23 protein-coding genes are annotated in these 24,291 nt (G+C 66.7%); 9 read left to right on the top strand and 14 right to left on the bottom strand.

All coding sequences use genetic code 11. The features are described from left to right. Positions 1-313 precede the first annotated feature (313 nt). Both J2W22_RS08225 and J2W22_RS08220 read left to right on the top strand, forming a co-directional pair. Positions 314-526 (top strand): hypothetical protein, encoded by a 213-nt coding sequence (locus tag J2W22_RS08225; protein WP_307117735.1) that lies wholly within the window; start codon positions 314-316, stop codon positions 524-526. Between the two features lie 53 nt (positions 527-579). Beyond that, positions 580-939, top strand: coding sequence for a hypothetical protein (locus J2W22_RS08220; RefSeq protein WP_307117734.1), 360 nt, complete (start codon positions 580-582; stop codon positions 937-939). An 8-nt stretch (positions 940-947) separates the two neighbouring features. Here J2W22_RS08220 and J2W22_RS08215 read toward each other — a convergent pair whose 3' ends face one another. Then, positions 948-4,259, bottom strand: a complete 3,312-nt coding sequence (locus tag J2W22_RS08215) for an error-prone DNA polymerase (protein ID WP_307117733.1) — start codon at positions 4,257-4,259, stop codon at positions 948-950. 121 nt (positions 4,260-4,380) lie between these two features. Then, positions 4,381-6,285 (bottom strand): hybrid sensor histidine kinase/response regulator, encoded by a 1,905-nt coding sequence (locus J2W22_RS08210; protein WP_307117732.1) that lies wholly within the window; start codon positions 6,283-6,285, stop codon positions 4,381-4,383. Between the two features lie 249 nt (positions 6,286-6,534). Between J2W22_RS08210 and J2W22_RS08205 the strand changes: the two genes are divergently transcribed. Further along, positions 6,535-6,753: a hypothetical protein gene (locus tag J2W22_RS08205; protein ID WP_307117731.1), complete on the top strand. Its 219-nt coding sequence runs from the start codon at positions 6,535-6,537 to the stop codon at positions 6,751-6,753. A 147-nt stretch (positions 6,754-6,900) separates the two neighbouring features. Further along, positions 6,901-7,296 carry a BLUF domain-containing protein gene (locus J2W22_RS08200; protein ID WP_269574127.1) on the top strand — a complete coding sequence of 132 codons (396 nt, stop codon included), beginning with the start codon at positions 6,901-6,903 and terminating at the stop codon, positions 7,294-7,296. 229 nt (positions 7,297-7,525) lie between these two features. Here J2W22_RS08200 and J2W22_RS08195 read toward each other — a convergent pair whose 3' ends face one another. The 3 genes from J2W22_RS08195 to J2W22_RS08185 form a co-directional block, all read right to left on the bottom strand. After that, positions 7,526-7,942: a hypothetical protein gene (locus J2W22_RS08195; protein ID WP_307117730.1), complete on the bottom strand. Its 417-nt coding sequence runs from the start codon at positions 7,940-7,942 to the stop codon at positions 7,526-7,528. Continuing rightward, positions 7,939-8,424 (bottom strand): hypothetical protein, encoded by a 486-nt coding sequence (locus tag J2W22_RS08190; RefSeq protein WP_307117729.1) that lies wholly within the window; start codon positions 8,422-8,424, stop codon positions 7,939-7,941. Before J2W22_RS08190 ends, J2W22_RS08195 begins: the two co-directional genes overlap by 4 nt. Positions 8,425-8,544: 120 nt before the next feature. Then, the gene (locus J2W22_RS08185) at positions 8,545-9,684 is read right to left on the bottom strand and encodes a DUF2252 family protein (protein WP_373422948.1); all 1,140 of its coding nucleotides are present in this window, start codon (positions 9,682-9,684) and stop codon (positions 8,545-8,547) included. A gap of 358 nt (positions 9,685-10,042) precedes the next feature. Here J2W22_RS08185 and J2W22_RS08180 point away from each other — a divergent pair, with 358 nt between their 5' ends. Next, positions 10,043-10,579, top strand: coding sequence for a PRC-barrel domain-containing protein (locus tag J2W22_RS08180; protein ID WP_444875415.1), 537 nt, complete (start codon positions 10,043-10,045; stop codon positions 10,577-10,579). Between the two features lie 131 nt (positions 10,580-10,710). Then, positions 10,711-13,914: a helicase-related protein gene (locus tag J2W22_RS08175; RefSeq protein ID WP_307117727.1), complete on the top strand. Its 3,204-nt coding sequence runs from the start codon at positions 10,711-10,713 to the stop codon at positions 13,912-13,914. Positions 13,915-14,072: 158 nt separating this feature from the next. Here the strand turns inward: J2W22_RS08175 and J2W22_RS08170 are convergent, their stop codons facing one another. The 6 genes from J2W22_RS08170 to J2W22_RS08145 all read right to left on the bottom strand — a co-directional run bounded on the left by J2W22_RS08170 (position 14,073) and on the right by J2W22_RS08145 (position 19,012). Further along, the gene (locus tag J2W22_RS08170) at positions 14,073-14,858 is read right to left on the bottom strand and encodes an SDR family NAD(P)-dependent oxidoreductase (protein WP_269574122.1); all 786 of its coding nucleotides are present in this window, start codon (positions 14,856-14,858) and stop codon (positions 14,073-14,075) included. 5 nt (positions 14,859-14,863) lie between these two features. Beyond that, complete coding sequence (locus J2W22_RS08165; RefSeq protein ID WP_307117726.1) at positions 14,864-16,054, bottom strand: zinc-dependent alcohol dehydrogenase; 1,191 nt, start codon at positions 16,052-16,054, stop codon at positions 14,864-14,866. Positions 16,055-16,088: 34 nt separating this feature from the next. Next, positions 16,089-16,694 (bottom strand): SRPBCC family protein, encoded by a 606-nt coding sequence (locus J2W22_RS08160; protein ID WP_269574120.1) that lies wholly within the window; start codon positions 16,692-16,694, stop codon positions 16,089-16,091. Between the two features lie 243 nt (positions 16,695-16,937). After that, a complete protein-coding gene (locus tag J2W22_RS08155) occupies positions 16,938-17,954 on the bottom strand; it encodes an ATP-dependent DNA ligase (protein WP_307117725.1) in 1,017 nt (338 codons plus the stop codon). A gap of 119 nt (positions 17,955-18,073) precedes the next feature. Further along, positions 18,074-18,367, bottom strand: a complete 294-nt coding sequence (locus J2W22_RS08150; RefSeq protein ID WP_307117724.1) for a hypothetical protein — start codon at positions 18,365-18,367, stop codon at positions 18,074-18,076. Between the two features lie 138 nt (positions 18,368-18,505). Then, positions 18,506-19,012, bottom strand: a complete 507-nt coding sequence (locus tag J2W22_RS08145; RefSeq protein ID WP_307117723.1) for a hemerythrin domain-containing protein — start codon at positions 19,010-19,012, stop codon at positions 18,506-18,508. Positions 19,013-19,245: 233 nt separating this feature from the next. On the opposite strand from J2W22_RS08145, the gene J2W22_RS08140 reads away from it, so the two are divergent. Next, positions 19,246-19,446, top strand: coding sequence for a hypothetical protein (locus tag J2W22_RS08140; RefSeq protein WP_307117722.1), 201 nt, complete (start codon positions 19,246-19,248; stop codon positions 19,444-19,446). 27 nt (positions 19,447-19,473) lie between these two features. Here J2W22_RS08140 and J2W22_RS08135 read toward each other — a convergent pair whose 3' ends face one another. Both J2W22_RS08135 and J2W22_RS08130 read right to left on the bottom strand, forming a co-directional pair. Then, positions 19,474-20,592, bottom strand: coding sequence for a glycoside hydrolase family 130 protein (locus J2W22_RS08135; protein ID WP_307117721.1), 1,119 nt, complete (start codon positions 20,590-20,592; stop codon positions 19,474-19,476). Next, positions 20,589-21,371 carry an SDR family oxidoreductase gene (locus J2W22_RS08130; protein WP_307117720.1) on the bottom strand — a complete coding sequence of 261 codons (783 nt, stop codon included), beginning with the start codon at positions 21,369-21,371 and terminating at the stop codon, positions 20,589-20,591. Before J2W22_RS08130 ends, J2W22_RS08135 begins: the two co-directional genes overlap by 4 nt. 130 nt (positions 21,372-21,501) lie before the next feature. Here J2W22_RS08130 and J2W22_RS08125 point away from each other — a divergent pair, with 130 nt between their 5' ends. Beyond that, positions 21,502-21,801 (top strand): plasmid stabilization protein, encoded by a 300-nt coding sequence (locus J2W22_RS08125; RefSeq protein ID WP_307117719.1) that lies wholly within the window; start codon positions 21,502-21,504, stop codon positions 21,799-21,801. 7 nt (positions 21,802-21,808) lie between these two features. Continuing rightward, a complete protein-coding gene (locus J2W22_RS08120; protein ID WP_307117718.1) occupies positions 21,809-21,997 on the top strand; it encodes a hypothetical protein in 189 nt (62 codons plus the stop codon). Position 21,998: 1 nt separating this feature from the next. On the opposite strand, the gene J2W22_RS08115 is transcribed toward J2W22_RS08120, so the two are convergent. Next, positions 21,999-24,221, bottom strand: a complete 2,223-nt coding sequence (locus J2W22_RS08115) for a hypothetical protein (protein WP_307117717.1) — start codon at positions 24,219-24,221, stop codon at positions 21,999-22,001. Between the last annotated feature and the right edge of the window lie 70 nt (positions 24,222-24,291).

Below are 24,291 nucleotides of genomic sequence, written 5' to 3'. Positions count from 1 at the left end.
CTTCCATTGTCATCCGAACGCGGACAGCTCAGCCGAGCCGGACCCCCGCGGTGGAGGCCATGCTCAGAGAATTTGCCGCGAGCGGCATGTGACAATGAGACATCCGACCACCTCCTTTCCGTTGTTGACGATGGCCTGGATGTGGGATGCCGGTGCCTCTGTTTCAATCGCAAGGAGCTGACATCGCACGCATTTTTTCGGGCGACGACGCCTCTCGAAGCCCGGCCGGGCCCTGCCACTCCGGAGCTGACGCCTTCCCAGGAACCCGCGCCGATGGCTCCTCGTTCTGTCGATGGGGGCATTGGAGCGTGCCATGACCGAGATAGACCGCCTCATCGCCCAATCCGAAACGGAGCTTCGCCGGGCTAGGAGCGCGCAGTCCGTCGATGAGCGCGACCGTCATGTGATGTGCTCGGAACGCCTGCTCGACGAAGCCTGGCGGCTGAACGAGGCCGACGCGGATTTGCCGCCGCTCGAGAGCGGCCTGTGGTGCGTGCGTACAGACGGGATGCGCGCGGCCGCCTGAGGCCCGGAACAGGCACCCGGCGGGACGGTTGGGAAAGGACTAGGAAAGACACTATGACCGATCATGTTCGCCAAGGGGCCAGTCCCCAGGATTTCCGCGAGACTGCCGAACGCAGCCTCGATGCCGGTATCGCCGATGAGAGCGCCAGCTACGCGGCTGCGGCTGTACCGGCCGGCGACGATCCGGGACGGCAGGATGCCGATGGCATCCCCCAGACCGGCGAGGAGGATCCGCTCGCGCAGGTGAGCGACGGCGATTCGAGCGCGGGTGCCGCCGAGTTCGTGCGCACGGAGCGCGCCGAGGCGCCGCAGGAGTCGGTGGACGGTAGCGACAGCGTCGAGCCCGGTCGTATCCCGGGCTCGGCGGAAGACATTGAGGTAGCTGGCGTGACCGGGCCCGGCCCGAGTGGCTGACCGCCGATCTAGCGGAAGTCGCGTGGCTTGATCTTGATGCCCTCGGTCGGCTGTCCGGGAATGATGCCGGATCCCAGGCGGAGGTCCGGGATATAGATATCGCGAGGGTTACGGCCGAGCGGCCGCTCCGCCGGATCGCGCGGATCGGTGCCCTGGCCGTGCCTGACCACATCGGCCCTCGCGACGCGGTAGATGTCGGCGACCTCGCGGCGGCTCCCGACGCTCGCCAGCAGGGAGGACAGGTCGTCGAGCCGCTCGGCGATGACGTGGATGACGTCGCCTTCGCGCTGCACCTTTCCGCGAAGACCGATCATGGACGCGCCGAGCACGACGCTGCGATATTTCTCGAAGACGCTGGTCCAGACGACGAGGTTGGCGATATCGGTTTCGTCCTCGATCGTGATGAACATCACGCCCCTGGCCGAGCCCGGCTTCTGCCGGACCAGGACCAGTCCCGCGAGATTGATCCAGCGGCCGTCCCTCGTCGTCCGGGTCGCCGAGCAGGGCAGGATATGCCTGTCGGCGAGTTCCTTGCGGAGGAAGGCGAGCGGATGCGCGCGCAGCGACAGGCTCGTGCTGCGATAATCCTCGACTACTTCCTGGCCCTCGCCCATCGGCGCCAGTATCACCTCGGGCTCGACGGCCTCGTCGCGCCAGGCCTGGTCGCGCCGGTCGGCGGCCGCGAACAACGGCAGCGGCGCGTCGCCCAGGCCCCTGACCTGCCAAAGACCGCTCCGTCGCGTCTGGTCCAGCGAGCCGAACCCATCGGCCTCGCCGATACGGTTGAGCGCGCCGGCGCCGATTCCGGCGCGCCGCTGGATTTCCTCTACGCTGGCATATCGCCCTTCGCCCCGCGCGGCGACGATCGCAGCCGCATCGGCATTGGCGAGGTCGCGAACCATGCGCAGGCCCAGGCGCACCGCCATGTAGCGCCCGTCGGTCGGCTCCAGCGTACAGTCCCAGCGGCTGGCGTTGACGTCTATCGGGCGCACCTCGACGCCGTGTTCGCGGGCGTCCCGGACGATCTGTGCGGGCGCGTAGAAGCCCATCGGCTGGGCATTGAGCAACGCTGCGCAGAAGGCGTCGGGATGATGGCATTTCATCCAGCTCGAGGCATAGGCGATGAGCGCGAAGCTCGCCGCATGGCTCTCGGGGAAGCCATAGCTGCCGAATCCCTCGATCTGCTTGAAGGTCTTCTCGGCGAAGCCATGGGCGTATCCGCGCGCGACCATGCCGTCGATCAGCTTGTCGCGAAAATGGCTGACGCCGCCGGTCAGCTTGAACGTCGCCATGGCGCGGCGGAGCAGATCCGCCTCGCTCGCCGAAAAGCCAGCGCATTCGATCGCAACGCGCATCGCCTGCTCCTGGAAGAGCGGTACGCCGAGCGTCTTCTCGAGCACGCGGCGCAGCTCCTCTTTCGGATAGGTGACCGCCTCCTTGCCTTCGCGACGCCGGAGATAGGGATGGACCATGTCGCCCTGGATCGGGCCCGGGCGCACGATCGCGACCTCGATCACCAGGTCGTAGAAGGTGCGCGGCTTGATGCGCGGCAGCATCGCCATTTGCGCGCGGCTCTCGATCTGGAAGACGCCGAGCGTGTCGGCCTTCCGGATCATCGCATAGGTGGCCGGATCCTCCGCCGGGATGGTCGCGAGGTCGAGCGCGACGCCCTTGTCGGCCTCGAGGAATTCGAAGGCGCGCCGCATGCAGCTCAGCATACCGAGCGCCAGCACGTCGACCTTCATGAAGCCCAAGGCGTCGATGTCGTCCTTGTCCCATTCGATGACCTGGCGGTCCTCCATCGCGGCGGGCTCGATCGGCACCAGGTCGTCTAGCCGGTCCCGCGTCAGCACGAAGCCGCCGGGGTGCTGGGAGAGATGGCGCGGCGTGTTGATCAGCTGCCGCGCCAGCTCGAGCGTGAGCGCGAGCCGGGGATCGGCCATGTCGAGGTTGAGTTCCTCGGCCTGGGCGGAAGTGACGCCCTCGCGGCTCCAGCCCCAGACCTGGCTTGCCAGCCCGGCAGTCATGTCCTCGCTGAGCCCCAGCGCCTTGCCGACCTCGCGTACCGCCCCGCGCGCGCGGTAGCGGCTGACGACGGCGGTGAGCGCGCTGTGGTCACGGCCATAGGTCTCGTAGATCCACTGGATCACTTCCTCGCGCCGCTCATGTTCGAAGTCGACGTCGATATCCGGCGGCTCCCTGCGCTCGGCGCTGACGAAGCGCTCGAAGAGAAGCTCGGAGCGGACCGGATCGATCGACGTGATGCCGAGGCAATAGCACACTGCCGAGTTGGCGGCCGAACCCCGGCCCTGGCAGAGGATGTCCCGCGAGCGCGCGAAGGCGACGATCGAATGGACGGTCAGGAAATAGGGCGCGTATTCGAGCTGGCCTATGAGGCGGAGCTCATGCTCGAGCTGCGCGCGGATCTTCGGCGTCACGCCGTCCGGATAGCGCCCGGGGGCCTTCTCCCAGGTCAGCCGCTCAAGCTCCTCCTGGGGAGTGCGCCCCGCCCCCTTGATCTCGTCGGGATATTGATAGCGGAGGTGCTCGAGGTCGAAGCTGCAGCGCTCCGCAATCTCAAGGCTTCGTGCGACCGGACGCGTGTCGCCCAGATAGCGGCGGTACAGCCGCTCCATCTCCGCGCCGGTCTTCAGGTGCCGGTCGGCGATCCTTTCGCGGCGGTCGCCCAGCGCGTCGACCGTACATTTCTCCCGGATGCAGGTGACCACGTCCTGCAGCAAACGCCGCTCCGCCGCGTGATAGAGCACGTCACCGGTCGCCACGGTGGCGACCCGCGCCTTCGCCGCCATTTCGGACAGGTCGCGCAGCCGCACCGCGTCGCGCGGGCCGCGGCGCAGCACAAGCGCCAGATAGGATCGGTCGGCGAAGATACGGCTGGTCCGGTCCAATGCCGCCTGAGTATCGGCATTGGCCCGGTCCGGAACCAACACGCCGATAAGTCCCTGGTTCCAGGTCTCGATATCGCCCCAGTCGAGATGACAGGCGCCCTTGCCGGCGCGGCTCTTGCCGATCGAAAGCAGACGCGTGAGCCGGCTCCATGCGGCCCGGTCGGTCGGATAGACGAGCAGCGCAGTGCCATCGGCCAGATCGAGCCTGCAGCCGGCGATGGAGCGCACGCCGGTCGCCTTCTGGGCGTCCCAGGCGCGAACGATTCCCGCGACCGAGTTGCGATCGGCGATACCGAGCGCGGGGAGACCTAGCAGTGCCGCTGCGGCAAACAATTCCTCAGGCGAGGAGGCACCGCGCAGGAAGCTGAAATGCGTGGTTACCTGGAGTTCGACATAAGAAGGGCTGGACATGGGACGAGTCGGCAAGAGGAACGATGTTCCTTATATGTTCTTGCCGGCCGGGTCGAATCTCTCCTCGATCCTCTCTGCCCATCGCCCCGAACCGACGGTGGTGTCCGGGGTCGACCGCCGCCTAGTTGCCCTGCGCCAGTAACGTGCGGATCGCCACCGCAAGCGTCTGGAGCTTGTATGGCTTGCGAAGAATGGGAAATTCCCGCTGGTCCGCCGGAATGAACTGCTTGCTGCTATAGCCGCTCGCCAGCAGCACCGCGACCCGATCGTTCTGCTCGCGCACGCGCTTGGCCAATTCCAAGCCGTTCATGCCCGGCATGACGATGTCGGAGAATATCAGGTCGACCGAGTTGTCTTTCAGGCGCTCGAGCGCTTCCTCGCCGCTCGCAGCCTCGACCACCTCGCAACCAAGATCCTCTAGCAGCTGTCGCGCGAAATAGCGGACATGGTCGCTATCCTCGACCAGCAGCACCTTGAGGCCGGCGGAAATCGAGACTTGGGGATCGAGCTCTGCCGCCTTTTGCGCCGGCTTGTCGGTCCGGGGCAGCAGGATGCGGACCGTCGTGCCCTGGCCGAGCTCCGATTCGATCGTTGCGGAACCCCCGGATTGCACGGCGAACCCATGGATCTGGGACAGGCCGAGCCCGGTGCCCTTTCCGGCCGGTTTGGTCGTGAAGAAAGGCTCGAACACGCGCTCCAGCTTCTCGGGCGCGATACCCTCGCCGGTATCGCTTATCGCAAGGCATACCATGTCGCCCTCGGGCCGCGACAGGTTGCTCGTCACGAGACGGATCCGGCCTCCGTTCGGCATCGCATCGCGCGCATTCAGCACCGCGTTGAGCAACGCAGTCTCGAGTCCCGTCGGATCGATCTCGACCGGCCAGAGCGCCGGCGCCAGGTCGAGCTCGAGCGCGACATTGCCGCCCAGCGTACGCTGGAGCATCTCGGCCACCGCATCGAGACGCACGCTCAGATCAAGAACCTCGGGCTCGAGCGGCTGGCGCCGCGCAAAGGCCAAGAGCTGCGAGGTCAGGCTGGCGGCGCGCTCGGCGGTCTCCAGCATGACGTGGAGATAGCGGTTACGCTTCTCCGCGGGCAGGTCCGGCTGCTGCAGAAGGAAATCGGTCGAGCCGCGGATGACGGTCATCAGATTATTGAAGTCGTGCGCGATACCCCCAGCCAGCTCGCCGAGTGCCTGGAGCTTCTGCGACTGGAGGAGCGCGGCCTGGGTGTCGCGCAGTTCGTCCTGCGCGAGCTTGCGCTCGGTCACGTCGCGCGTGATCTTCGCGAAGCCGATATGGGTGCCGGCCTCGTCGTAGATCGGATCGATGACGACATGGGCCCAGAACAGCGATCCATCCTTGCGGACCCGGCGAGCCTCGGCCTCGAACTTGCCTTCGCGCAGTGCCGTCTCGAGCGCCATGGCCGGCGTGCCCCGCACGCGATCGTCTTCGGTGTGGAAGAGCGAGAAATGCTGGCCCAGCACCTCCTGCTCCTCATAGCCCTTGATCGCGCGGGCGCCGGCGTTCCAACTGGTAATGCGCCCGCCCGGATCGAGCATGTAGATGGCATAGTCGTGCACGCCCTGTACGAGCATGCGGAATTGCAGTTCGCTGGCCAGGCGCGCCTGTTCGAGCTGGCGCCGCTCGGTGATGTCGCGCGTGATCTTGGCGAACCCGACCAGCGTCCCATCCTCGGCGCGGATCGGGTCGAGCACCGCATGCGCCCAGAACCGGCTGCCGTCCTTGCGCACCCGCCAGCCCTCGACCTCCGATCGCCCCTCGTCGGCCGCATTGGCGAGCGCTTTGGCGGGAAGCCCGGCCGCGCGATCCTCCGGCGTGAAGAAGCGCGAATAATGCTCGCCGACGATCTCCTCCGCGACATAGCCCTTGAGCCGCTCGGCACCCGCATTCCAGGTGACGATCCGGCCTTCGCGATCGAGCATGTAGATCGCATAGTCGATCACCGACTGGACCAGTATCTCGAACCGGTTTGCGACAGGATCCTCGAGCGGCGATTGGACCATATTATTTCCTGAAAAGAAGGCGCTGCGCCGCCATAGCGCGCATGGGCGCGGCCGCGCAAATCCCGCTAGAAGGCGGAGATTGCTGGAGATTGTCCGGCTCCTCCGGGCCGAAGGATGCGTAGCGGCCAGAGCGGCTCCGAGAGGCGGGCATGGCTCAGAACGGCGGGCCGCTTATGGCTGTGGGCGGAACGTGCGCGTTGCCAAGGGGTTGATATCACCGCCTGGAAAGCATGCCCTGAAGGCAGCTAAGTGCAGGAAATCATTGTGTCGGATTCTCGAATCGTCGCCATTGGTCTGCTTACCCGGCAGGACCTGGACCGGCTGGGAGCGAGCTTCCGGGGCGCGATACCCGTGCCGGCCGACGAAGGGTTCAAAGATCTTTTGCGCCAACTCGACCAGGTCGAGCTGGCCGCATCCGACCGCGGCGTCCTGTTGGTTGCCGATCCGGCGTCGCACGGCGAGACATGATCTCCGCTCGGCCGGCCTGCTGCCAGGCCGAGTCTCTTACCCAATCGCGCGCGCTCCCCGGCACTACATTCGGCCCGAGCCTGATCTGGGTTAATTCGTGATTTATTAGGTGGTTAGCGCCCAGATGACTTCTGCAAGGAGAATTCGATGCTGCAACTTCTCTACATCAGCTCGGCGCGCAAGAACGAAGTCATCGATCTCGACCAGCTCCTTGCACAGGCGCAGCGCAACAATGCGCGCGACGAGATCACCGGCCTTCTCTACACCGATGGGCGTCGGTTTCTCCAGGCGCTCGAAGGACCGAAGACCGCGGTCGAGGACGTCTTCCTTCGCATCATCGCCGACCCTCGCCACCATGCGCTGGTGCTTCTCTCGCGGCGCGAAACCACGCGGCGCGAATTCGGCGAATGGTCGATGGCCCGCCGCAGCTTCCAGGAGACGCAGGACCAGTTCGGCGGCCGTATCGCCGCACTTTGCCGGGATACCGATCCGTCGATCCGCGGCACCTTCGCCGGGCTGGTCGACGTGCGAGACGCCGCCTAGCCCTCCTTGGGTCCGAAGTCGCCCATATCGTCCCGCGCCGGCTGCTGCGGCGGTCGAGCGCGATCCGAACCCGGTCCGCTAGCTCCCCTTGCGATAGGGCTTGCCGACCACGTCGAGCTGTGTGCCGCGCGGAATATCCGCGACAAGATCCTCGTTATAGCCGGTCGTCATCAGAATGGGCAGCAACGGCTGGCAACCGAAGTCCCCACGGCACCGGCGAAACACAACGCTAGGACTTGCCGCCTGTGGCGGTGTCGCCAGCCAGCATCGATTCGACCATGGCGCCACCGACGCCCGCAATCGCAGTCTGCGCCAACTCCTTCACTTCCTGCCGGCCGATATCGATCGCACTCTCCGTGGCGCCGCGCGCGACGTCCTCCAGCGTGTCCGCGAGCGGACCGAGAACCTCGGCTTCGCGGCGCGTTACGGGCAACAGCAGCGCGATTCCGGCGCCGATCGTGGCGGCACCAAGCGCGGCGGTAATCGGATTTTCCGCGACCTGCCGCGCACCTGCCGATGCCAGCCGGCCGAGGCGACCGCCAGCGCCGGCGATCACGGCGCGGCCTGTGTCGATGCGGCGTGCCTTGTGCGCCCCCCGTGCCTGGCTCGTGGCGGCGTTGAGCTTCGTAGCGGTCTGACGGGTCATGCGAGCGCCTCCTTTGCGCGTGCCTGGCTACCGGACCCGGACCGAACCAGCCCGGCCTTGAAAATGCGTCCGGCCGCGAAGCCCAGCAGCGAGGCCGCGCCGATCGCGATCACCGGGTTGCGCCCGATGACGCGCCGCGTGCCGACGGCGATTTCGTCCAGTTGCGTGTTCCGCACCGTCTTCGCGAGCCGATCGAGGGCGTCTCCACCACGATGGACGGCGCTTCCGGCAGTATCGCCAAATCTTTCCCCGGCATCGTCGCCGAACTGGCGCACGATCTCGACGACGGTGCCGATGGCATCGGCAGCTCCTGCCTTTCGCTCTTCGGCAATCCGGCCAAGCCGCGCGATACCCTGGTCGACAAGGGCATTGCTCGAGGTGCCGATGCGGCTGGCGATGTGAGACAGTGCCGAGGGCGACGCCGCCTCGGGCGCCTCGGGCGCCGCGGCGGCGCCGGCGGCTTCTGTCGGAGTCGTCGTCATGTGATTTGCTCCCGTCGGAATTCGCGCTTCCAACCGACGCGAATGCACCCAGTTCCCTTTCGCCGGCAGAGTCAGGCCGTCCGCCACCGGGGACGCGACGATCGCAAGGAAGGGCGTGCGTCAGGCGGCCAGCGCGTAGCGCCTGCAATGCTCAAGATACCCCGCCTCGTGGCTCCCTGCGAGGGAAACGACGCTCTCCCAGAGCCAAGAGGGGGCGTCGATCAATCCGCGCCGGTCGGCGTCAAGCGCCTCCCCCCACGCCTTGCGGTCATGGGCGTCGAGTTGCCTCGCATGCGCCTTGGCCACCACGAAGGCGAGATAGCGTGCAGCCTTAATCGCCTGTCCCTGGCTGAACTGCTCGACTTCGATCTTGAGGTCCTGGGGCGCCAGTTCGCGCAGCACCAGGCTGCGGCCCAGCATATGCACGGGCATCATGCGCGAGCCGAGGTGAGGCGAGAGTGCCTTCGCGGCGGTGACAACCCTTTCCCCCTGGTCCTTGGGCAGGCGGGCGCCCCGATAGGCCGGCGCGATCGGCTCGACCGCCTCTTTCAAATCCATCAAGGCGTATTCCGATTTCCCCTTGCCCGTCTCCAAGCCGACGATCGCCGCGAAACGCAGCGACCCGAGCGAGCTGCAGCCTTTCATCCAATAGGCTGCATCGACGAGCCGGACGCTGCGCGCCTTCCCTTTGCGGTCGAGCGACAGGATCAGCCGCGCGACATCGCCATCCTCGAACAGGCTTTGCAGCGCGGCACGCTCGTCGGGGTCCAGCGCCCAGAAGCGCTTGCCCAGCGGCAGCCTCGGCTCGATCGCGTCCAGGCGCTCCTTGGCAAGGTGTTTCCAGCGGCGTCCCAGCGCTCGCCGCTTGACGCTGCGGACGAGCTCGGGCTCCACACCGGGGTCGTCCCGATCGGGATCGCGCAGCGCCGCGCCATAGCCATCCACCATTTCCTCCATCATTCGAGCGGTCACGACACCCGGAAGATCGGAACCGCGTGCCGCCGTCGCGAGCGACAGGCCCAGGCGAATCAGGTCGTGGGCCGGATTTCCGATGACGGCCTGGTCGAGGTCGCGGATCTGAATTTCCACGTCGCCCAGTTCGTTGGCGAGCGGTCCGAGATTGCCGAGGTGGCAGTCGCCGCAAATCCATATCGCCGGCCCCTGCGGGACCCGGCGCGCGGCGGGCGATGCCGCCAGCCATTCGTAGAATTTGGCGGTGTTGCCGCGGACGAAGGCGTGCGCGGACCGGGCCATCTTCATGGCGCGGCGACTTTCCAACATGGTCTTGCGGTCGGCTGGGAGTGGCATCGGCAAATCTGGCTTCCTCATTGGGAAACGCTGCAACGCCCGAGCGGCCGGGTTGTAACAAACTGTTGCTGCAACCATGCTCCCAACCGTCGCCTAGGGGTTTAACCTGAAGCAAGTGCCTGAGCGAGCGCGAGATTTCTGAGGAACGCCGTGCCCGCTTTCGAGTTGAGCAGCGCACCGACGCCATAGGGCGACGCGCCACTTTGGCAAAGGCCGCGACCTGCGCGTCGCGACCGGACTATCATGGGAGGTCGCCACGCTTATTGCGATTGCTGGCTGGGTAGCGCCCTGCGCGACCATGATCGCGGCGATGATGACCGCCGCGAACCTCGGTGCCCGTTTGACGGGATGGGGCTTCGTCGTCTTCACCGTCGGATCGCTCGGCTGGGCGACGGTCGGCCTTTCCAGCGGACAGACCAATTTGCTCGCGACCAACTGCTTCCTGACGCTCGTCAACGCGGTGGGGATCTGGCGCTGGCTGGGCCGCCAGCGCGTCTATGAGGATGGCGGGAAGTCCGCCTCCCAGGCGAGCCGGCGCGCCGCCGCGCCATCGCTATTCACTGCCACCGGCCTGGCCGGGATGCCTGTCGTCGACAGCGTCGGCGACCGCGTGGGGAAGGCGGTCGAGGGGCTTGTCGAATGCGCGACCGGCGAGATCAGCTATGTGGTAGTGGCGAGCGGACCGCCCGCCGGGATTGGCGAGGCGCTGCGCGCAGTGCCGCGCCAGGCGATCCGTTTCGGCTGCGACTTCCTGGCGCTCGATATGCCGCGCAACCTCTTCGACGCGATCGAGCCGCTCGACGGCGGCGACTGGCCCGTGAAAGTCGTGCTGGACCATGCGTCGTGATCGGCATCGGCCGCTCGGGTGCGGCTCGCCGTCTGCGCCCAGCGCGTGGGGATGCGGCTCCCCGGAGGACGCTTGCCCAGCCTCCGGCTGGCATGACCTTCCCATCCGAAAGGTAGAACAGCGTGTCATCCATGCCCGAGCCTGCGGTCCGCGCCCTCGCTACCCCCGATAAGGTGCGCCCCGCCCCGATCGGCGCGGCCGCGGCCCAGTTGGCCGAGATCCTTGCCTTGGAAGACGTCATCGTCGCCGCTGGCGATGAACAGCGGGCGGCGGCGCTTGCCCGGACGCTAGACGCTCTCACCGAAGCAGAGATCATCTACTGCCCCGGCAGCGACGCGATTCCGGGCGACGACGCGCCGGCATCCCCGGTGAATGTCGGGCAACGCGTCTCTGCGTTGCGCCGCCTCCGCCTCGCCCAGGCGCACGAGCGCCAGCGCCGGATCGCATTGGTGACCAGCGGCGAGGCGCTCGGCCATCGCTACCCGCCGCCACAGGCTTTCGATGCCGAGCCGCCCAGGGTTGTCCGCGGCGAGGCAGTGGACCTGGCCAGCCTCTTCGACGGCCTCGTCGAGGCTGGCTATGTCAGCGACGAACGGGTCGACGAACCGGGAGAAGTGGCGCTTCGGGGCCAGGTCCTCGACGTGTTTCCGGCCGATGCCGAGCTTCCGCTGCGCGTCGAGATTGTCGATGGCGTGATTGTTTCCATCCGGAGCTACGATCCGATCGACCAGCGTTCGGTAGAGGAACTCGACGCGCGCGAGCTTGGGCGCGTGGCCGAGCCGGATATTGGGAACGAAGGCGTCTCGCTCGTCGATCACCTCCCGGGCGCCCGGCTCGCGATCGAGACCGGCGCGGAGGAGCGCCGGCGTCGATTGCTCGCCCTCGTCGCGGATGCCGAGCGGAGGCGTCCTGGCAAGGCGCGCCGGCACGTCGTCGGCGATCGCGACTGGTCCGCAGCGATCGCGGAGCGCAAGGCTATAGAGCTGGAAGCCGAACCGGCTCCCGTCCCCCGGTTCGTGGAGGAAAGATCCCCAATGCGCGCCTTTGGAGCATTCGCGCGCGCGCTGCTCGCGGGGGGTGGCACCCTGGCGATCCTCGGAACCGCCCGCGACCTGCGCTTTCTTCGCGCACGCGTCGCCAAGGCGGCAAGGGCCGAGATCACGGACATGCCGGACTGGGCGAGCGTCGTCGGAGCCGAGCCTGGCCGCCTTCTCGCCCTCCAAGTGCCCCTGGACCGCGGCTTCCGCCGCGGCAATCTGGTTGCCGTTGCGGCCGCCGATCTGCTCGGCAGCCGGGCGGAACGCGGCGATGAGATCGCCGACAGCCACCAGGCATTGGTCTTCGCGCTGGACGAGATCCGCATCGGCGACGTCGTCGTCCATGAGGACCATGGCATCGGCCGCGTCCATGGGCTCGGAGCCTCGCCGGCAGGGGACACGGAAGCGATCGCACTCGAATATGCAGGGGGCGCAATGCGGCTCGTGCCGATCGGCCAGGCCGATCGCCTGTGGCGCTACGGCGCGGACGCCGACGCAGTGACGCTGGACAGGCTCGACGGTTCCAGTTGGGAGAAGCGCCGTTCCGCGATCGACGCCGCGATCGCGGAGACCGCAGCGGGGCTGATCGAGATCGCAGCGGCGAGCGCCGGGCGAACGGCGCCGGTGCTCGCGCCGGACTCGGCTGAGTATGAGAAATTCGCCGGCGGATTCGCATTCACCGAGACGCGGGACCAGGCCAGGGCGATCGATGCGGTGCGCGCCGATCTCGCCTCGGGAAAGCCGATGGACCGCCTCGTCATCGGCGATGTTGGATACGGCAAGACCGAGGTGGCGCTGCGCGCGGCCGCGCTCGCTGCGCTCGCGGGATATCAGGTCGCGATCGCCGCCCCCACCACCGTGCTCGCGCGCCAGCACCTTGAAAATTTCGCCGCGCGGTTCGAGGGAACCGGAATAGAGGTCGCGGGTCTGTCCCGGCTTTCCACGCCGGCCGAGCGCAGGCGCGTCCGAGCCGGCATCGCGGACGGCTCGATCCGGGTCGTCGTCGGCACGGGCGCCGTGGCCGGCAAGGGCGTCACCTACAACAGGCTAGGCCTGGTCATCATCGACGAAGAGCAGCGGTTCGGCACAGCCGACAAGGAACGCCTTCGTAAGCTGGGGGCAGGCCATGCGCTCTCGCTGAGCGCGACTCCGATCCCGCGCACGCTGCAAAGCGCACTTGTCGGCATCCAGCAGCTCTCGATCATCGCATCGCCGCCAGCGCGGCGGCAGCCGATCCGCACTGCGGTCACCGCGTTCGACAAGGCCGCGATACGGGCGGCACTGCTGCGCGAGCGCAGCCGGGCGGGCCAGAGCTTCGTGGTCGTGCCGCGTATCGAGGACATGGCGCCGCTCGCCACAATTCTCGGCGAGCTCGTGCCGGAACTCGAGGTGCTGACTGCCCATGGCAAGATGGGCGCGGCGGAGATCGACGAGACCATGGTCCGCTTCGCGCGGGGCGACGGCGACGTCCTGCTGGCGACCAACATCATCGAGGCCGGCCTCGACGTACCGCGCGCGAACACCATGGTGATCTGGCGGGCGGACCGGTTCGGCCTGAGCCAGCTCCACCAGCTGCGCGGACGCGTCGGTCGCGGCGGACGCCGTGGCCAGGTCATCCTCCTGACCGACCCGGACAAGGCGCTGGCGCCGCGAACGTTGAAGCGCCTGCGGACGCTCGAGGCCTTCGATCGGCTCGGCGCAGGCTTCGCGGTGAGCGCGGCGGACCTCGACATGCGCGGCGCGGGCGACCTCATGGGCGACGCACAGGCCGGCCATATGAAGCTGATCGGCATAGACCTCTATCAGGATCTGCTGGGGGCGGCGCTTCGCGCCGCGCGCGGCGAATCCGTGGAGCGCTGGACGCCCGATCTTCGCCTCGGCATCGAGGGCCGGCTCCCGGGATTGTTGATTCCGGAAGCTGAGATCCGGATCACTTTCTATATCAGGCTCGCCCGTGCGCGATCGTCGGGCGAGATCGATCGGATCGAGGAGGAGCTGGAAGATCGGTTCGGATCGCTGCTTCCCGAAGCGAGGACATTGCTTGCGATCGCCCGCGTCCGAACCGAAGCGCGCTCGGCAGGCATCGCCCGCATTGATGCCGGGCCGGCTGCGATCGCGCTGACGCCGCGACCCGATAGCGGTCGCGCGTTCGAGGCCCTCGCGCTCGAGCGGAAGGGCGACCGGCTGATCGCAAGGGATCGCATCGAGGATCCGCTCGCCAGGCTCGAGCGGATAGAGGAATTGCTCGCGACGATCCGCGAGGCCGGCGAGGGCGGAGCCACGGACCCTGTTCGGTAAGGCCAGGCCCGGCTAACGGCGAAGTGGGTCGCGACCCGGACGCCATTGCCGGACTTCGCCCCGGGCTAGCCGTCCTCGCGATCGGCTCTTGCCGGCGCCAGCGATGGCTTCGCCGCGAAGTCCTCGAAGCTTGCCTCGCCACCCTGGGCCAGATCTAGTCAGTCGGAATCGGCACCAGGCTCGGCCATGCCCCGATGCAGTTCCGCCAGCACCGATTGCGGCGCGATCCCTGCAGCTGCCACCTGCAGCTTGTTGGCGAGGCCCGACACGATATGACCCTTGCCGGCCATCAGCGCATCCCAGCCGTCCTTCGCCACCTTGGCAGGATCGGCCTTGGAATCGTCCCGGCCGACCTTGGTGTCGAGCATGTCGGCACGTGCAAAGAATTCGGTGTCGGTCGCGCCAGGCATCAGCGTGGTCAGCGTGACGCCCTTGGCGTCCTTGAGCTCGTTGCGCAGCGCCTCGGTGAAATTGTCGATGAACGCCTTGGTGGCATTGTACACGGCATTGAAGCTCCCGGGAATGTATCCGGCGATCGAGCCGGTCACCAACACCTTGCCGCTGTCTCGGGCTACCATGTCGCGCAGGACGTTCTGGAGCAGATAGACGGTGCCGGTGACGTTGGTGTCGATCGAATGTCGCCAGGCCGCGACGTCCTGCTCGAGAAAGGGACCGCCGGTGCCAATGCCCGCGTTCGCGCAAACCAGATCGATGGCGCGGCCGGCAGCTGTCGCGAGCAGCGCCTCGACGCCGTCGAGCGTCGAGAGGTCGGCCTGCACCGACTGTACCTCGGTGCCGAACTGCCGGAAGTCCGCTGCCGCCGCATCTATTAGCGGTTCGTCGGCGACGACGATCAGATCATAGCCTTCCTTCGCCGCGAGTGTCGCCAGTTCGAACCCGATCCCCGTGGAGGCACCGGTCACGATCGCGAGTTTGTTCGCCATTTTCCCTACTCCGCTGCCAGCGCCAGGCCGGGCTTGAGCACGACTTTGGTCACTTCGTTCTGGTTGTCGTGGAACATCTTGTAGCCCTTGGGCGCGTCCTCGAGCGGCAGCGTGTGGCTGATCAGGAAGGTCGTATCGATCTTGCCTTCCAGGATCGCGTTGAGCAGCGCCGGCATGTAGTGCTGGACATGGGTCTGGCCGGTCTTCAGCGTCAGGCCCTTCTCCATGAAGGCTCCCAGGGGAAACTTGTCGACGAAACCGCCATAGACGGCTGGCATCGAGACGCGGCCGCCCTTGCGGCAGGCGTGGATCGCCTGACGGATCGAGTGGATGCGATCGGTGCCGAGAAAGGTGCTTGCCTTGATCTGGTCGATCACATTGTCGACGAAGAAGCCATGCGCTTCGAGCCCGACCGCGTCGATCACCGCGTCGGGGCCAATGCCGCCGGTCATCTCCATCAGCGCCTCGTAGGTGCGCGTCTCTTCGAAGTTGATCGTCTCCGCACCGAACTTCTTCGCGAGCTCAAGCCGGCGCGGAAAATGGTCGATCGCGATCACGCGCTCGGCCCCCATCAGGAAGGCCGACTGGACCGCGAACAACCCGACCGGGCCGCAGCCCCAGACCGCCACCGTGTCGCCGGGTTCGATCTGCGCATTCTCCGCCGCCATCCAGCCGGTCGGCAGGATGTCGGAGAGGAACAGCACCTTCTCGTCCTCGATCCCCTCGGGGATGACGAGCGGGCCGACGTCGCTGAAGGGAATGCGGACATATTCGGCCTGTCCGCCCGAATAGCCGCCGGTCATGTGGCTATAGCCGAACAGCCCGCTCATCGGCTGCCCGTACAGTTCCTGGGCGATATCCTGGTTATCGGCGGGCAGCCCGTTATCGCAGGCCGAGTACTGGTGTTTGCCGCAATGGTAGCAGCTGCCGCAGGCGATGGTGAACGGCACCACGACGCGCTGGCCCATCTTCAGCGTCGATTTGGGACCGACCTCGACCACCTCGCCCATGAACTCATGGCCGAGAATGTCGCCCTTCATCATCGTCGGGATGTAGCCGTCGTAGAGATGAAGGTCGGATCCGCAGATCGCGGTCGAGGTCACCTTGATGATCGCGTCGCGCGGGTTGAGGATCTCGGGATCGTCGACCGTATCGACGCGGACGTCGTGCTTTCCGTGCCAGGCCAGTGCGCGCATCAGCGTGCTCCCTCTTCAAAAAGACTCGCGCGCATCAGTTCTTCCCTTCGTCCTGGAGCCGCTTGTTGCGCGCGCCGGTGGCGATCTCGCCGGTTTCCATCAGTTGCTTGAAGCGGCGCAGGTCCCGGCGCGCCTGAATGGCCGGCTCGCGCTGGAACATCTTCGCGATCAGCTTGCCGATCGCGCCGGCTGGCGGATCGTAGAGGATCGTCGCAGTCACGATCGTGCCGCGACCACCTTGCGCATCGCGAAAGTCGATGCGACCGCTGTTCGGCACGTCGGCGCCATCCTCGGAAGCCCAGGCGATGAAGCTGCCGTCCCGCTCCTCGGTGATCGCCGAGGTCCATTCGACGGTCCTGCCGCCGGGGGCCTTGACGACCCAGTGCGAGCGCCTGTCATCGAGCACGTCGATGCGTTCGACATTCTCCATGAACGTCGCAAGATTGGCGAAGTCGCGCCAATAGGCGAACAGCTCTTCGCGCGGCCGGTTGATCGTCACAGTACGGCCGACCAGCACGTCGGCGTCACCCTGGCCAGGCTTGTCGATCAGCGTATCGGTCGCCGCATCGACCGCGGCCGAATCCTTGGAAGTCGCCAGTGGCGCATCGTCGCGCTGCGGCGTGTCGAGAGTCTCGCCCATCTTCGTCTCTCCGGGAGATTATCTCGTTAGAACAATGCGCTATTCGCGCCGTTCCGGCCTGCATCGATCCGTCCGTCGCGCGCCGCTTTCCATCTGTCGCCACAGTTCAGCCTGGGTTTCGCGCGGAACTGCCTGTCATGCCCGATCGGCCTGCGGCGCGCCTTGACCAAATGACATGTCGGCGGTGACCGCTCGCGCCGCGCGCCTGCGGATCGTCCGCCCCGGGGCGATTCGACCGATAGATCACGCCTTGGCCAGGATCACCTCCAACTCGGCGGGCCGGAGTTCGCGTATCAACTGGTCTCGCGTACATTGCGCCGGTGCCTTGTCGGGCCTCCAGCGCAGGAACCGCGTGCCATGGCGAAAGCGCCCTGCGCTGACCTGGTCGTAGACCACCTCGGCCACCAGCGCGTGGCGCAGCTTCACATAAGGCTTGGCAACCCCGCTCCACCGGCTCGGTGCGCCGGGTGCGTCGCCGGTGAAGCCCGGCTCGCCCACGGCTCCGGTCACCCTTTGCAGGATTTCAGCTCGGTCGGCGGCCGCGAAACTCGAGGTGAAGCCAACATGATCGAGCAATCCGTCCTCGTCGTAGAGACCGAGCAACAGGGACACGCTTCCCTTGGCGCCCTGCCGATAGCCACCCACGACGCAGTCGGCGGTCCTTAATTGCTTGACCTTGCGCATAGCGCGTTCGCCGGCACGATAAGGTTCGCCCAGCGGCTTCGCGACAATGCCGTCGAGCGCGCCGCCGCTTCCGGCGAGCCAGTTCCGTGCCACCTGCGCTTCCTCGGTCCGAGGGGACAGCATCAGCCGGGGCAATGCATGCGCCGCGTGGAATGCCTCGAGCGCAGCGCGCCTTTCGACGAGCGGCTTGTCCGCCAGGAACGTTTCGCCGACCTGCAGGCAGTCGAACAGCATGAACTGTGCGGGTGCCTCGGCGACCAGCTTGGCGACACGGGAAGCCGACGGATGGAGCCGGGCCTGGAGCGCCGCGAAGGACAGGCTGTCCCCGACGGGAATGATGAGCTCGCCATCGAGAAGGAAGCGCTTCGCCGCAAGGCCCCGCAGCATATCGACGATGTCGGGAAAATATCGGCCGAGCGGCTTGCCCGACTTCGACCAGAGCTCGACCTCCTCTCCCTCGCGCAGCGCAAGCGCGCGAAATCCGTCCCATTTGGGCTCGAACTGCCAGCCGCCGCCCGTAGGCAGGTCGTCGGCCAGCACTGCCTCCATCGGCTGCGGAATCGAACGCGACTTCATGATCGCGCCGAGCAACGATCGGAGCGCCGCGCCCGTTCCTGCCACGCCGGCGCCGTTTCCAGGTCGGTGCGGATGCCTGCGAATTTGCGAAAGCTTTTCGCGATACTGCGCGATCGGGGTCAGCGCCGGGTGAGCCGCCTGCGGTTCGCGCGGACCTTGCCGCCATAAAGACGCAGCAAAGCATCGGCCACGCTGTGCGGCGAGCTGCCATAGCTGCCCGTCAGCAGGCGGGTATTGGCGTCGACCAGTGCCAGCCATTTCTCCGACACCATGCGGCTCGCCTCGGCGCCGGCGCCGCTCCCGCCGCTCGCGATCTTCCAGGACCGCAGGCCGATCACGATGCTCGCCTCGACGCCGAGCTGCCAGAGGCGAAAGCCGATGCCCAACGCTTCCAACGGGGATTCGCGATCCATGGCGTTCTCCATTTCCGTCTCGGCCTCGGCATCTTGCCGGGCGGATTTCCCGCCGAGCGTTTCGCAAGCCGGCCTTTCGCGATCTTCGGCAGCAAGCACTTAGGGTGCGGGCGAACCGGCGCCCGCATCCGGTCCTGCTCAGGCGGTGATCAAATTCACGGCCCGGGGCTTCGCCACGGGAAGCCCCGACGCTTCCTCCTGCGCAAGCAGGCTCTGCTTCAGCGACAGCATCTCGTCGCGCAGCGCGACGAGATCGACATCGGTCGCCCTGCACTGGGCGAACATGCCCTCCGAGGGCATCTCCTCCTCGTGCACATGGTGCTTGATCTCCTCGGAGAGCACCTTGACCTTGGCGTCGTAGAAATCGTCGCCGGGATCTCCGGCCTCGATATCGTTGACCAGCACCTTCGCGCCGTCATGCTCGACATAAGCTTCCTCAAGGATATCGTCCTCGATCTTGCCCTTGAACGCCGGGTAGAAGATCTCCTCCTCGATCGCGGTATGGACCTTCAGCTCCACGCAGATCTGATGGGCGATCTTCTTCTTCGCGGCGGCACCGTTGGTGCCTTCATATTGCTCGAACAAGGCTTCGACCTTGCGGTGATCGGCCTTGAGCAGTGCGATTGCGTCCGTGAATTCAGCCATGTTGGATCTCCCGCTTGCGCGCGATCTAAGCGGTCCGGAATTGCGTTCGGTTCCGCCTGCGAATCGATTGCAACTGGAAGGCGGGCGTCTTTCCAGCATCGTGTTTTCGCCTCAGCGGTGCAGATACGGCCAGCGTCGACCGGCCCTCGGCAGGCAATAGTCGCTCCGCCGCTAGCCGGAGAGAACTTCGAGGCGGCGACCGCGTTATCCGCCGGTGTTCCAAGGAGATTTGCATGACCGACGACGCTTCCGCCCCGCAATCCAACAGCAAGACCGCGCTGACCGACGACATCGTCAAGCATTTCGCCGGCGATGCGCCGCTGACGGAAAAGGCCAAGGGTTTCGCCAAGGCGCGTCCCTGGACCAGTGCGGCATTCATCGGGATCGCCGCGATGGCGCTGATCAACGGACTGCGGGGCGTCCGCCGGCGCTGACGTGCGCGGCGATGCCGCGCCGACCCTTCATGCAAACCTGCTCTTGGGGATGTGGGTGATGCGGCATGCGAGGTCCGCCTCGCCCGACGCCACGACATAATGGTCGCCCGCATCCGCGATGCCGGTGGTGAACACCACGTCGCGGACATACATCTTTTCCTCGAGCGGCCTGGTCAGTTCGGGCGCCGCCTCGAGCAAGGGCATATGCTCGGTGCGCAACACCCGGGCGGGATCGTCGCGGTCGAGGATCGACCAATAGGTCCGGTAGATGCCGACGATCTCCTTGGGCTCGACGCCGTGCCACAAGGTCAGCCAGCCGGCATCGGTGAGGATCGGTGGTGTGCCACCGCCCATCCGCGCTGTGGCGATCGTCGCCGCGTGCGGCCGGATGCCGGGCTCGCGGTGCGGCTTCCAGTGGAGGGCGTCGGGCGAGGTGGCGAGATTGATCGACGGGCCGCCGCGCCATTCGCTGCCCGGGGGATAGGTGAAATAGAGATCGCCGAGCGGCCGCGTCTGCGCCCAGTATTTGCCGTCCACAAGCCCTTCGAAGATCAGCATGTCCTTGTTCTGGTGGTCGAGGACCACGTCCTCGAAGGTGAAGTCGAGGCCGTTCTGCGAGCTGTACAGCGTCGTCGAGTGGCGCTCGGGACTCACCGAGCAGGTCGTCATCAGCCAGCGATCGCCGACTTTCGACACCCGCGCATCCTCCACGCCATAGCATTGGAAGCTGCCTTGGGGTGCGATCGCCTTGTCGTAATGGACTTCGACGATCTCGAGGCCATCCGGCGTCAGTTCCACCGGCAGGATCCACGAGAGCGAAGTCAGCGCCATCACTTTCCACCGGCCACCGCGGATCAGGAACTTGCGGGGATCGCCGGTATCGACCAGCTCGAGCGGCCAGGGATCGAGGACGTAGCGGCCCTCGTGCCAGCGGATTGCGTGGATCTTGCCCTCGACGATCGGATTGCGGAGCGCCTCCGCCACTCGGACGAAGATCGCCAGGTTGCCGTTAGGCAGCCGCGTCAGCGCAGGGTTGAAGGCGCCGAGCACATAGGTCTCGGCATCGAAATGCCCCGCCAGCGGAGAGCGCGACAGGTCGATGTCGTCGGGGCCGAAGACGAGCCGGTCGACCGGGAAGCTGCTCATTCCTTGTCCTGCGTGCGAGGCGCGATCGTCACCTGCTGGACGACGGCACGCCGGGGCTGGGTCAGGACGTAATGGACCCCGACGGCGATATCCTCGGCGCGCAACATCCACTCCTTGTTGATCTGCTCGGCCTGCTCCTCGGCGGTGAAGCTCGAATATTGAAAGTCGGCGCCCGTCTTGCCGGGCTCGACCAGCGCGACCTTGATTCCCTTGGGGCCGAGCTCCTTGCGCACCGCTTCGGCAAAGCCGGCGATGCCGGCCTTCATCCCGGCATAGACGCTGGAATCCGGCCCCAGCACATGCGCGCTCATCGAGCCGATCAGGACGATATCGCCATGGTCCTGCATCACCTCCGCCGCGGCATCGACGCTCGCGAGATAGGCGGTGAAGTCGGTGGCGATGGCATAGCGGAGCTCCTCCGCGTTCATCTTGGTCACGCCCTGCGCCGGGATCGCCGCATTGACGACCGCGATGTCGAACGCGCCGAAATAGTCCTTCGCCGCCTCCACGAAGCGGGCGACGCCGTCGGGGTCGGCGAGGTCGATGTTGATGCCGTCGCCCTTGCCGACCTCGCGGATGCGGCCGAGCCCGTCCTGGAGATGCTGCGGATCGCGGCCGCAGATGAACACGTCGACACCTTCGGACGCGAGCAGCACGGCGATCGCCCGGCCGATGCCGGTGGTCCCGCCGGTGACGATCGCCTTGCGCCCCTCGAGGCTCGGCATCTCGGTATGCGCGTCGGAAAGGTCGCGGGCCGGCGGGTCGGCAATCTCGGTCATGGCTGCATTCTCCTTCCCGGCTCGAACCAAAGGGACACGCGCGGGTTCCCGGCATAACCCAGGTTATGGCGCGCAACTGGCCGCTGAAATCGGGCGTTGTTGCAGTCGGTTAGACGATGGGAGAGCGATCATGCCCCAAGGCGACAAGAGCAGTTACACCGACAAGCAGAAGCGCAAGGCCAAGCATATCGAGGAAGGCTATGAGGACCGCGGCGTCGGCAAGGAGGAGGCCGAGCGCCGCGCCTGGGCGACCGTCAACAAGGAGTCCGGCGGCGGCAAGAAATCGGGCTCGGGACGCGGCAAGCAGGAGAATCACGACAGCGCGCGCAAGGGCGGCGAGAAGGGCGGCGCCTCGCAAAGCGCGGCAAAGCGCTCGGCGGCGGCGAAGAAGGGTTGGGAAACCCACCGCCACCAGGCGCACGCGCATTGAGGCGGCGATGAGCGACCCATGGGGAGACCGCCGGGCGGGCGACGTGGCGGACCGCGACTATCTCGAGCGGCGCGCCCGGGAGGAACGCGCGCGCGCCGAGCAGGCGGACGATATGGGCGTGGCCTATGCCCATCGCCGGCTCGCCGAAGCCTATGAGCAGCGTCTTGCCGCGATGAAGACCGGGCTTGGCGCCTAGCCTACCAGAGCAACTCGATCGTCGCGTCCGCCGGAACGTGATACTCGATGCGGCCCGCGGACGCGTGCCGCGGCCGCAACGCCTTGCCGCCGTGCGCCGACAGGGTGAATTCCGGTAGCCCGGCGCTTCCCGCCCGGATCAGGCTGAGCCGAGCGTCGCGGCCTGGGCTGCCCGCGAGCTGGAAGCGCAGAGCCTTCTCTCCCGGGCGGTCCAGGCCGAGCAGGAAGTGATCGCAGAACAGCAGGAAGGGCGCACCCTCGACGCGGTGAAAGGCGCGGCTGGCGAAGACGAAGGCCGAGCCCGCGCCATAGATTTCCTGCCCGACCTGCCCCGCCGGCTGCCCGTCGACATACAGGTCCTCCACCGGGAAGGAGAGCGCGCGGTCGATATGGCCGTTGGTCGGGCGCTGCTTCGGCGCGATCGCGTCTTCCGGAAGCGCGTCGGGATAGTAGAACCAGGCGCGGTCGAGCGCGTAGCGGCAATATTCGCAGATCAACAGCTTCGCGGCGGGATCGAGCTCGGGGCCGGCGTCCTTCAGATAGCGCTCGAACGCCGCGAAGCTGTCGAAGCACTCGTACATCGCCATATAGGGCGCATCGTGGAGCGCCGTCGCGCCGAGGAAGTTGCGATAGTGGCGGGCATGGCCGATCTCCGATTCCCACATCGCAGTGTTGTGGAAGAAGCTCGCCAGATAGACATAGCTCTGGCGCAGATAGGTTTCCTCGCCGGTGATCCGCCATAGCCGAATGCAGGCGGCGGCCCCCCAGGCGGTCAGATTTGCCTGGTAGTTGAGCTCGAAGCGCATCTCGCGCGCCGCGTCGATCGCCGCGCGCGCCTCGTCGAGGTAGCGCCACTCATCGGTCAGCTCGAAGGCCTGGAGCATGACATAGGCGTACATGCCGCCGACATCGGTTTGGCCTAGCCCGGCATCGTCGCGCGCCGCCTGCAGCACCTTGAAGTCGCGCACGTCATATTGGATCGGCCATCTGTACTCGAAGTGGCGGGCAGCCCGGATTCCGTAGTCGAGCGACTTGCTGAACAGCCGCAACGCCGGCTTGTCGCCGTCGATGGCGAGGCGCCCGAGCTTCGACAGCGGATGATAGAGATACCAGCTGTCGACCGCATTCCTGTCCTTGTCCTTGCCGACATTGGGCAGGTAGCGGCGCAGCGTTCCGAGCTTGGGATCGTAGAACTTGCCGAGCCCGGCCGCCAGGTCGACACCGATGGCGGCCTTCCCGCCGGCCCATACCTCCCAGTCGCGGATCGCGCTCAGCACGGAGAGCTGGACCATCGAATCCGGATATTCGGCGGCGGTATAGGGATGGACATAGCTATGGCCATAATGGCGGATCGTCGCCTTGGGCGAACGGGCGAGGTCGCGCAGCGAATCCTCGGCGCGAGCGGTCCAGTCGCGATAGGCGATGTCGGGCTGCTCGATCTGGCCGAACACGGCGCCGAGCAGCGAGAGATAGCGCTGCGCCATCGCCTGCTCGTCACCGTCGCTGTCGTCGTGGAAGGCGATCAGGGCGTGGGAAAGGAGAACCTCCTCGCCCGCGGGCAAGGGATCGACCGGCGGGGTTCCGCGCTGCGGCGGCGTCGGCAGGAGATAGCCGATCTCGGGCCAGACGCCGCCGACCGCGCCGTCGGGCTTGGTATCGGTTAGGGCGAAGTAGCGGTTCAGGCGGGTCAGGTCCTGGCAATAGAGCACGCTGCCGAAGTCCGGTTCCTCGAAGCGGAAATAGATGGCGCCGGTGTTGAAGCCGCGCTGTGCCGCCTCGACCTGCCCGACCGCACCCAGGGGATCGTCGTGCGCGTCGAGCGGATATAAGTCGCGCGGCACGAAGGAGGTAAGCAACGGGACCTTGGCCTCGAGGCTCGTCGCCACCTGCAGTACCGGAATCGCGCCCTCGATCAGGCGCACCGCGATCCTGTGCGTACCGATCGGGCTCCTGACCTCGATCCGCGCCGCCTCGCCCTTCCGCGCGCGCAGCGTTCGCGCTTCCTCATAGCCCGCCGGACAGAAGGCCGCCCGCATCGCGATGCCGCCGCGGCCCGGGCGGCGCACGATCACCCAGACCGCGTCATGGCCCGCCGCGAGCGAGATCGTCCGCGTGCCGAGCGACAACTGGCAAAGCTCTGACATCGTGCCGCGGCGCAGCTCCTCTCGCAGCAGCACCGCGCCCGGCGTGGCGCCGGCAACCGCGTCATGGCTAGGTCCGTGCATGGCTAGGCGACCTCCCGCCGGCCGGCGCGGCGAGGCTGCCGAGACACCTGGGTAAATCGGACAGGCGTAC

This window comes from Sphingomonas kyeonggiensis (assembly GCF_030812785.1).
Lineage (GTDB): Bacteria > Pseudomonadota > Alphaproteobacteria > Sphingomonadales > Sphingomonadaceae > Sphingomonas > Sphingomonas kyeonggiensis_B.
The sequence above is the reverse complement of the archived record's forward strand: the minus strand, read 5'-3'. Positions and strand labels throughout refer to the sequence as shown.

Excerpts from the sequence above, each read along its gene's own strand:
- J2W22_RS08225 (WP_307117735.1), top strand. The coding sequence starts at position 314 with ATGACCGAGATAGACCGCCTCATCGCCCAATCCGAAACGGAGCTTCGC.
- J2W22_RS08220 (WP_307117734.1), top strand. The coding sequence starts at position 580 with ATGACCGATCATGTTCGCCAAGGGGCCAGTCCCCAGGATTTCCGCGAG.
- J2W22_RS08215 (WP_307117733.1), bottom strand. The coding sequence starts at position 4,259 with ATGTCCAGCCCTTCTTATGTCGAACTCCAGGTAACCACGCATTTCAGC.
- J2W22_RS08210 (WP_307117732.1), bottom strand. The coding sequence starts at position 6,285 with ATGGTCCAATCGCCGCTCGAGGATCCTGTCGCAAACCGGTTCGAGATA.
- J2W22_RS08200 (WP_269574127.1), top strand. The coding sequence starts at position 6,901 with ATGCTGCAACTTCTCTACATCAGCTCGGCGCGCAAGAACGAAGTCATC.
- J2W22_RS08195 (WP_307117730.1), bottom strand. The coding sequence starts at position 7,942 with ATGACCCGTCAGACCGCTACGAAGCTCAACGCCGCCACGAGCCAGGCA.
- J2W22_RS08190 (WP_307117729.1), bottom strand. The coding sequence starts at position 8,424 with ATGACGACGACTCCGACAGAAGCCGCCGGCGCCGCCGCGGCGCCCGAG.
- J2W22_RS08185 (WP_373422948.1), bottom strand. The coding sequence starts at position 9,684 with ATGAAGATGGCCCGGTCCGCGCACGCCTTCGTCCGCGGCAACACCGCC.
- J2W22_RS08180 (WP_444875415.1), top strand. The coding sequence starts at position 10,043 with ATGATGACCGCCGCGAACCTCGGTGCCCGTTTGACGGGATGGGGCTTC.
- J2W22_RS08175 (WP_307117727.1), top strand. The coding sequence starts at position 10,711 with ATGCCCGAGCCTGCGGTCCGCGCCCTCGCTACCCCCGATAAGGTGCGC.
- J2W22_RS08170 (WP_269574122.1), bottom strand. The coding sequence starts at position 14,858 with ATGGCGAACAAACTCGCGATCGTGACCGGTGCCTCCACGGGGATCGGG.
- J2W22_RS08165 (WP_307117726.1), bottom strand. The coding sequence starts at position 16,054 with ATGCGCGCACTGGCCTGGCACGGAAAGCACGACGTCCGCGTCGATACG.
- J2W22_RS08160 (WP_269574120.1), bottom strand. The coding sequence starts at position 16,694 with ATGGGCGAGACTCTCGACACGCCGCAGCGCGACGATGCGCCACTGGCG.
- J2W22_RS08155 (WP_307117725.1), bottom strand. The coding sequence starts at position 17,954 with ATGAAGTCGCGTTCGATTCCGCAGCCGATGGAGGCAGTGCTGGCCGAC.
- J2W22_RS08150 (WP_307117724.1), bottom strand. The coding sequence starts at position 18,367 with ATGGATCGCGAATCCCCGTTGGAAGCGTTGGGCATCGGCTTTCGCCTC.
- J2W22_RS08145 (WP_307117723.1), bottom strand. The coding sequence starts at position 19,012 with ATGGCTGAATTCACGGACGCAATCGCACTGCTCAAGGCCGATCACCGC.
- J2W22_RS08140 (WP_307117722.1), top strand. The coding sequence starts at position 19,246 with ATGACCGACGACGCTTCCGCCCCGCAATCCAACAGCAAGACCGCGCTG.
- J2W22_RS08135 (WP_307117721.1), bottom strand. The coding sequence starts at position 20,592 with ATGAGCAGCTTCCCGGTCGACCGGCTCGTCTTCGGCCCCGACGACATC.
- J2W22_RS08130 (WP_307117720.1), bottom strand. The coding sequence starts at position 21,371 with ATGACCGAGATTGCCGACCCGCCGGCCCGCGACCTTTCCGACGCGCAT.
- J2W22_RS08125 (WP_307117719.1), top strand. The coding sequence starts at position 21,502 with ATGCCCCAAGGCGACAAGAGCAGTTACACCGACAAGCAGAAGCGCAAG.
- J2W22_RS08120 (WP_307117718.1), top strand. The coding sequence starts at position 21,809 with ATGAGCGACCCATGGGGAGACCGCCGGGCGGGCGACGTGGCGGACCGC.
- J2W22_RS08115 (WP_307117717.1), bottom strand. The coding sequence starts at position 24,221 with ATGCACGGACCTAGCCATGACGCGGTTGCCGGCGCCACGCCGGGCGCG.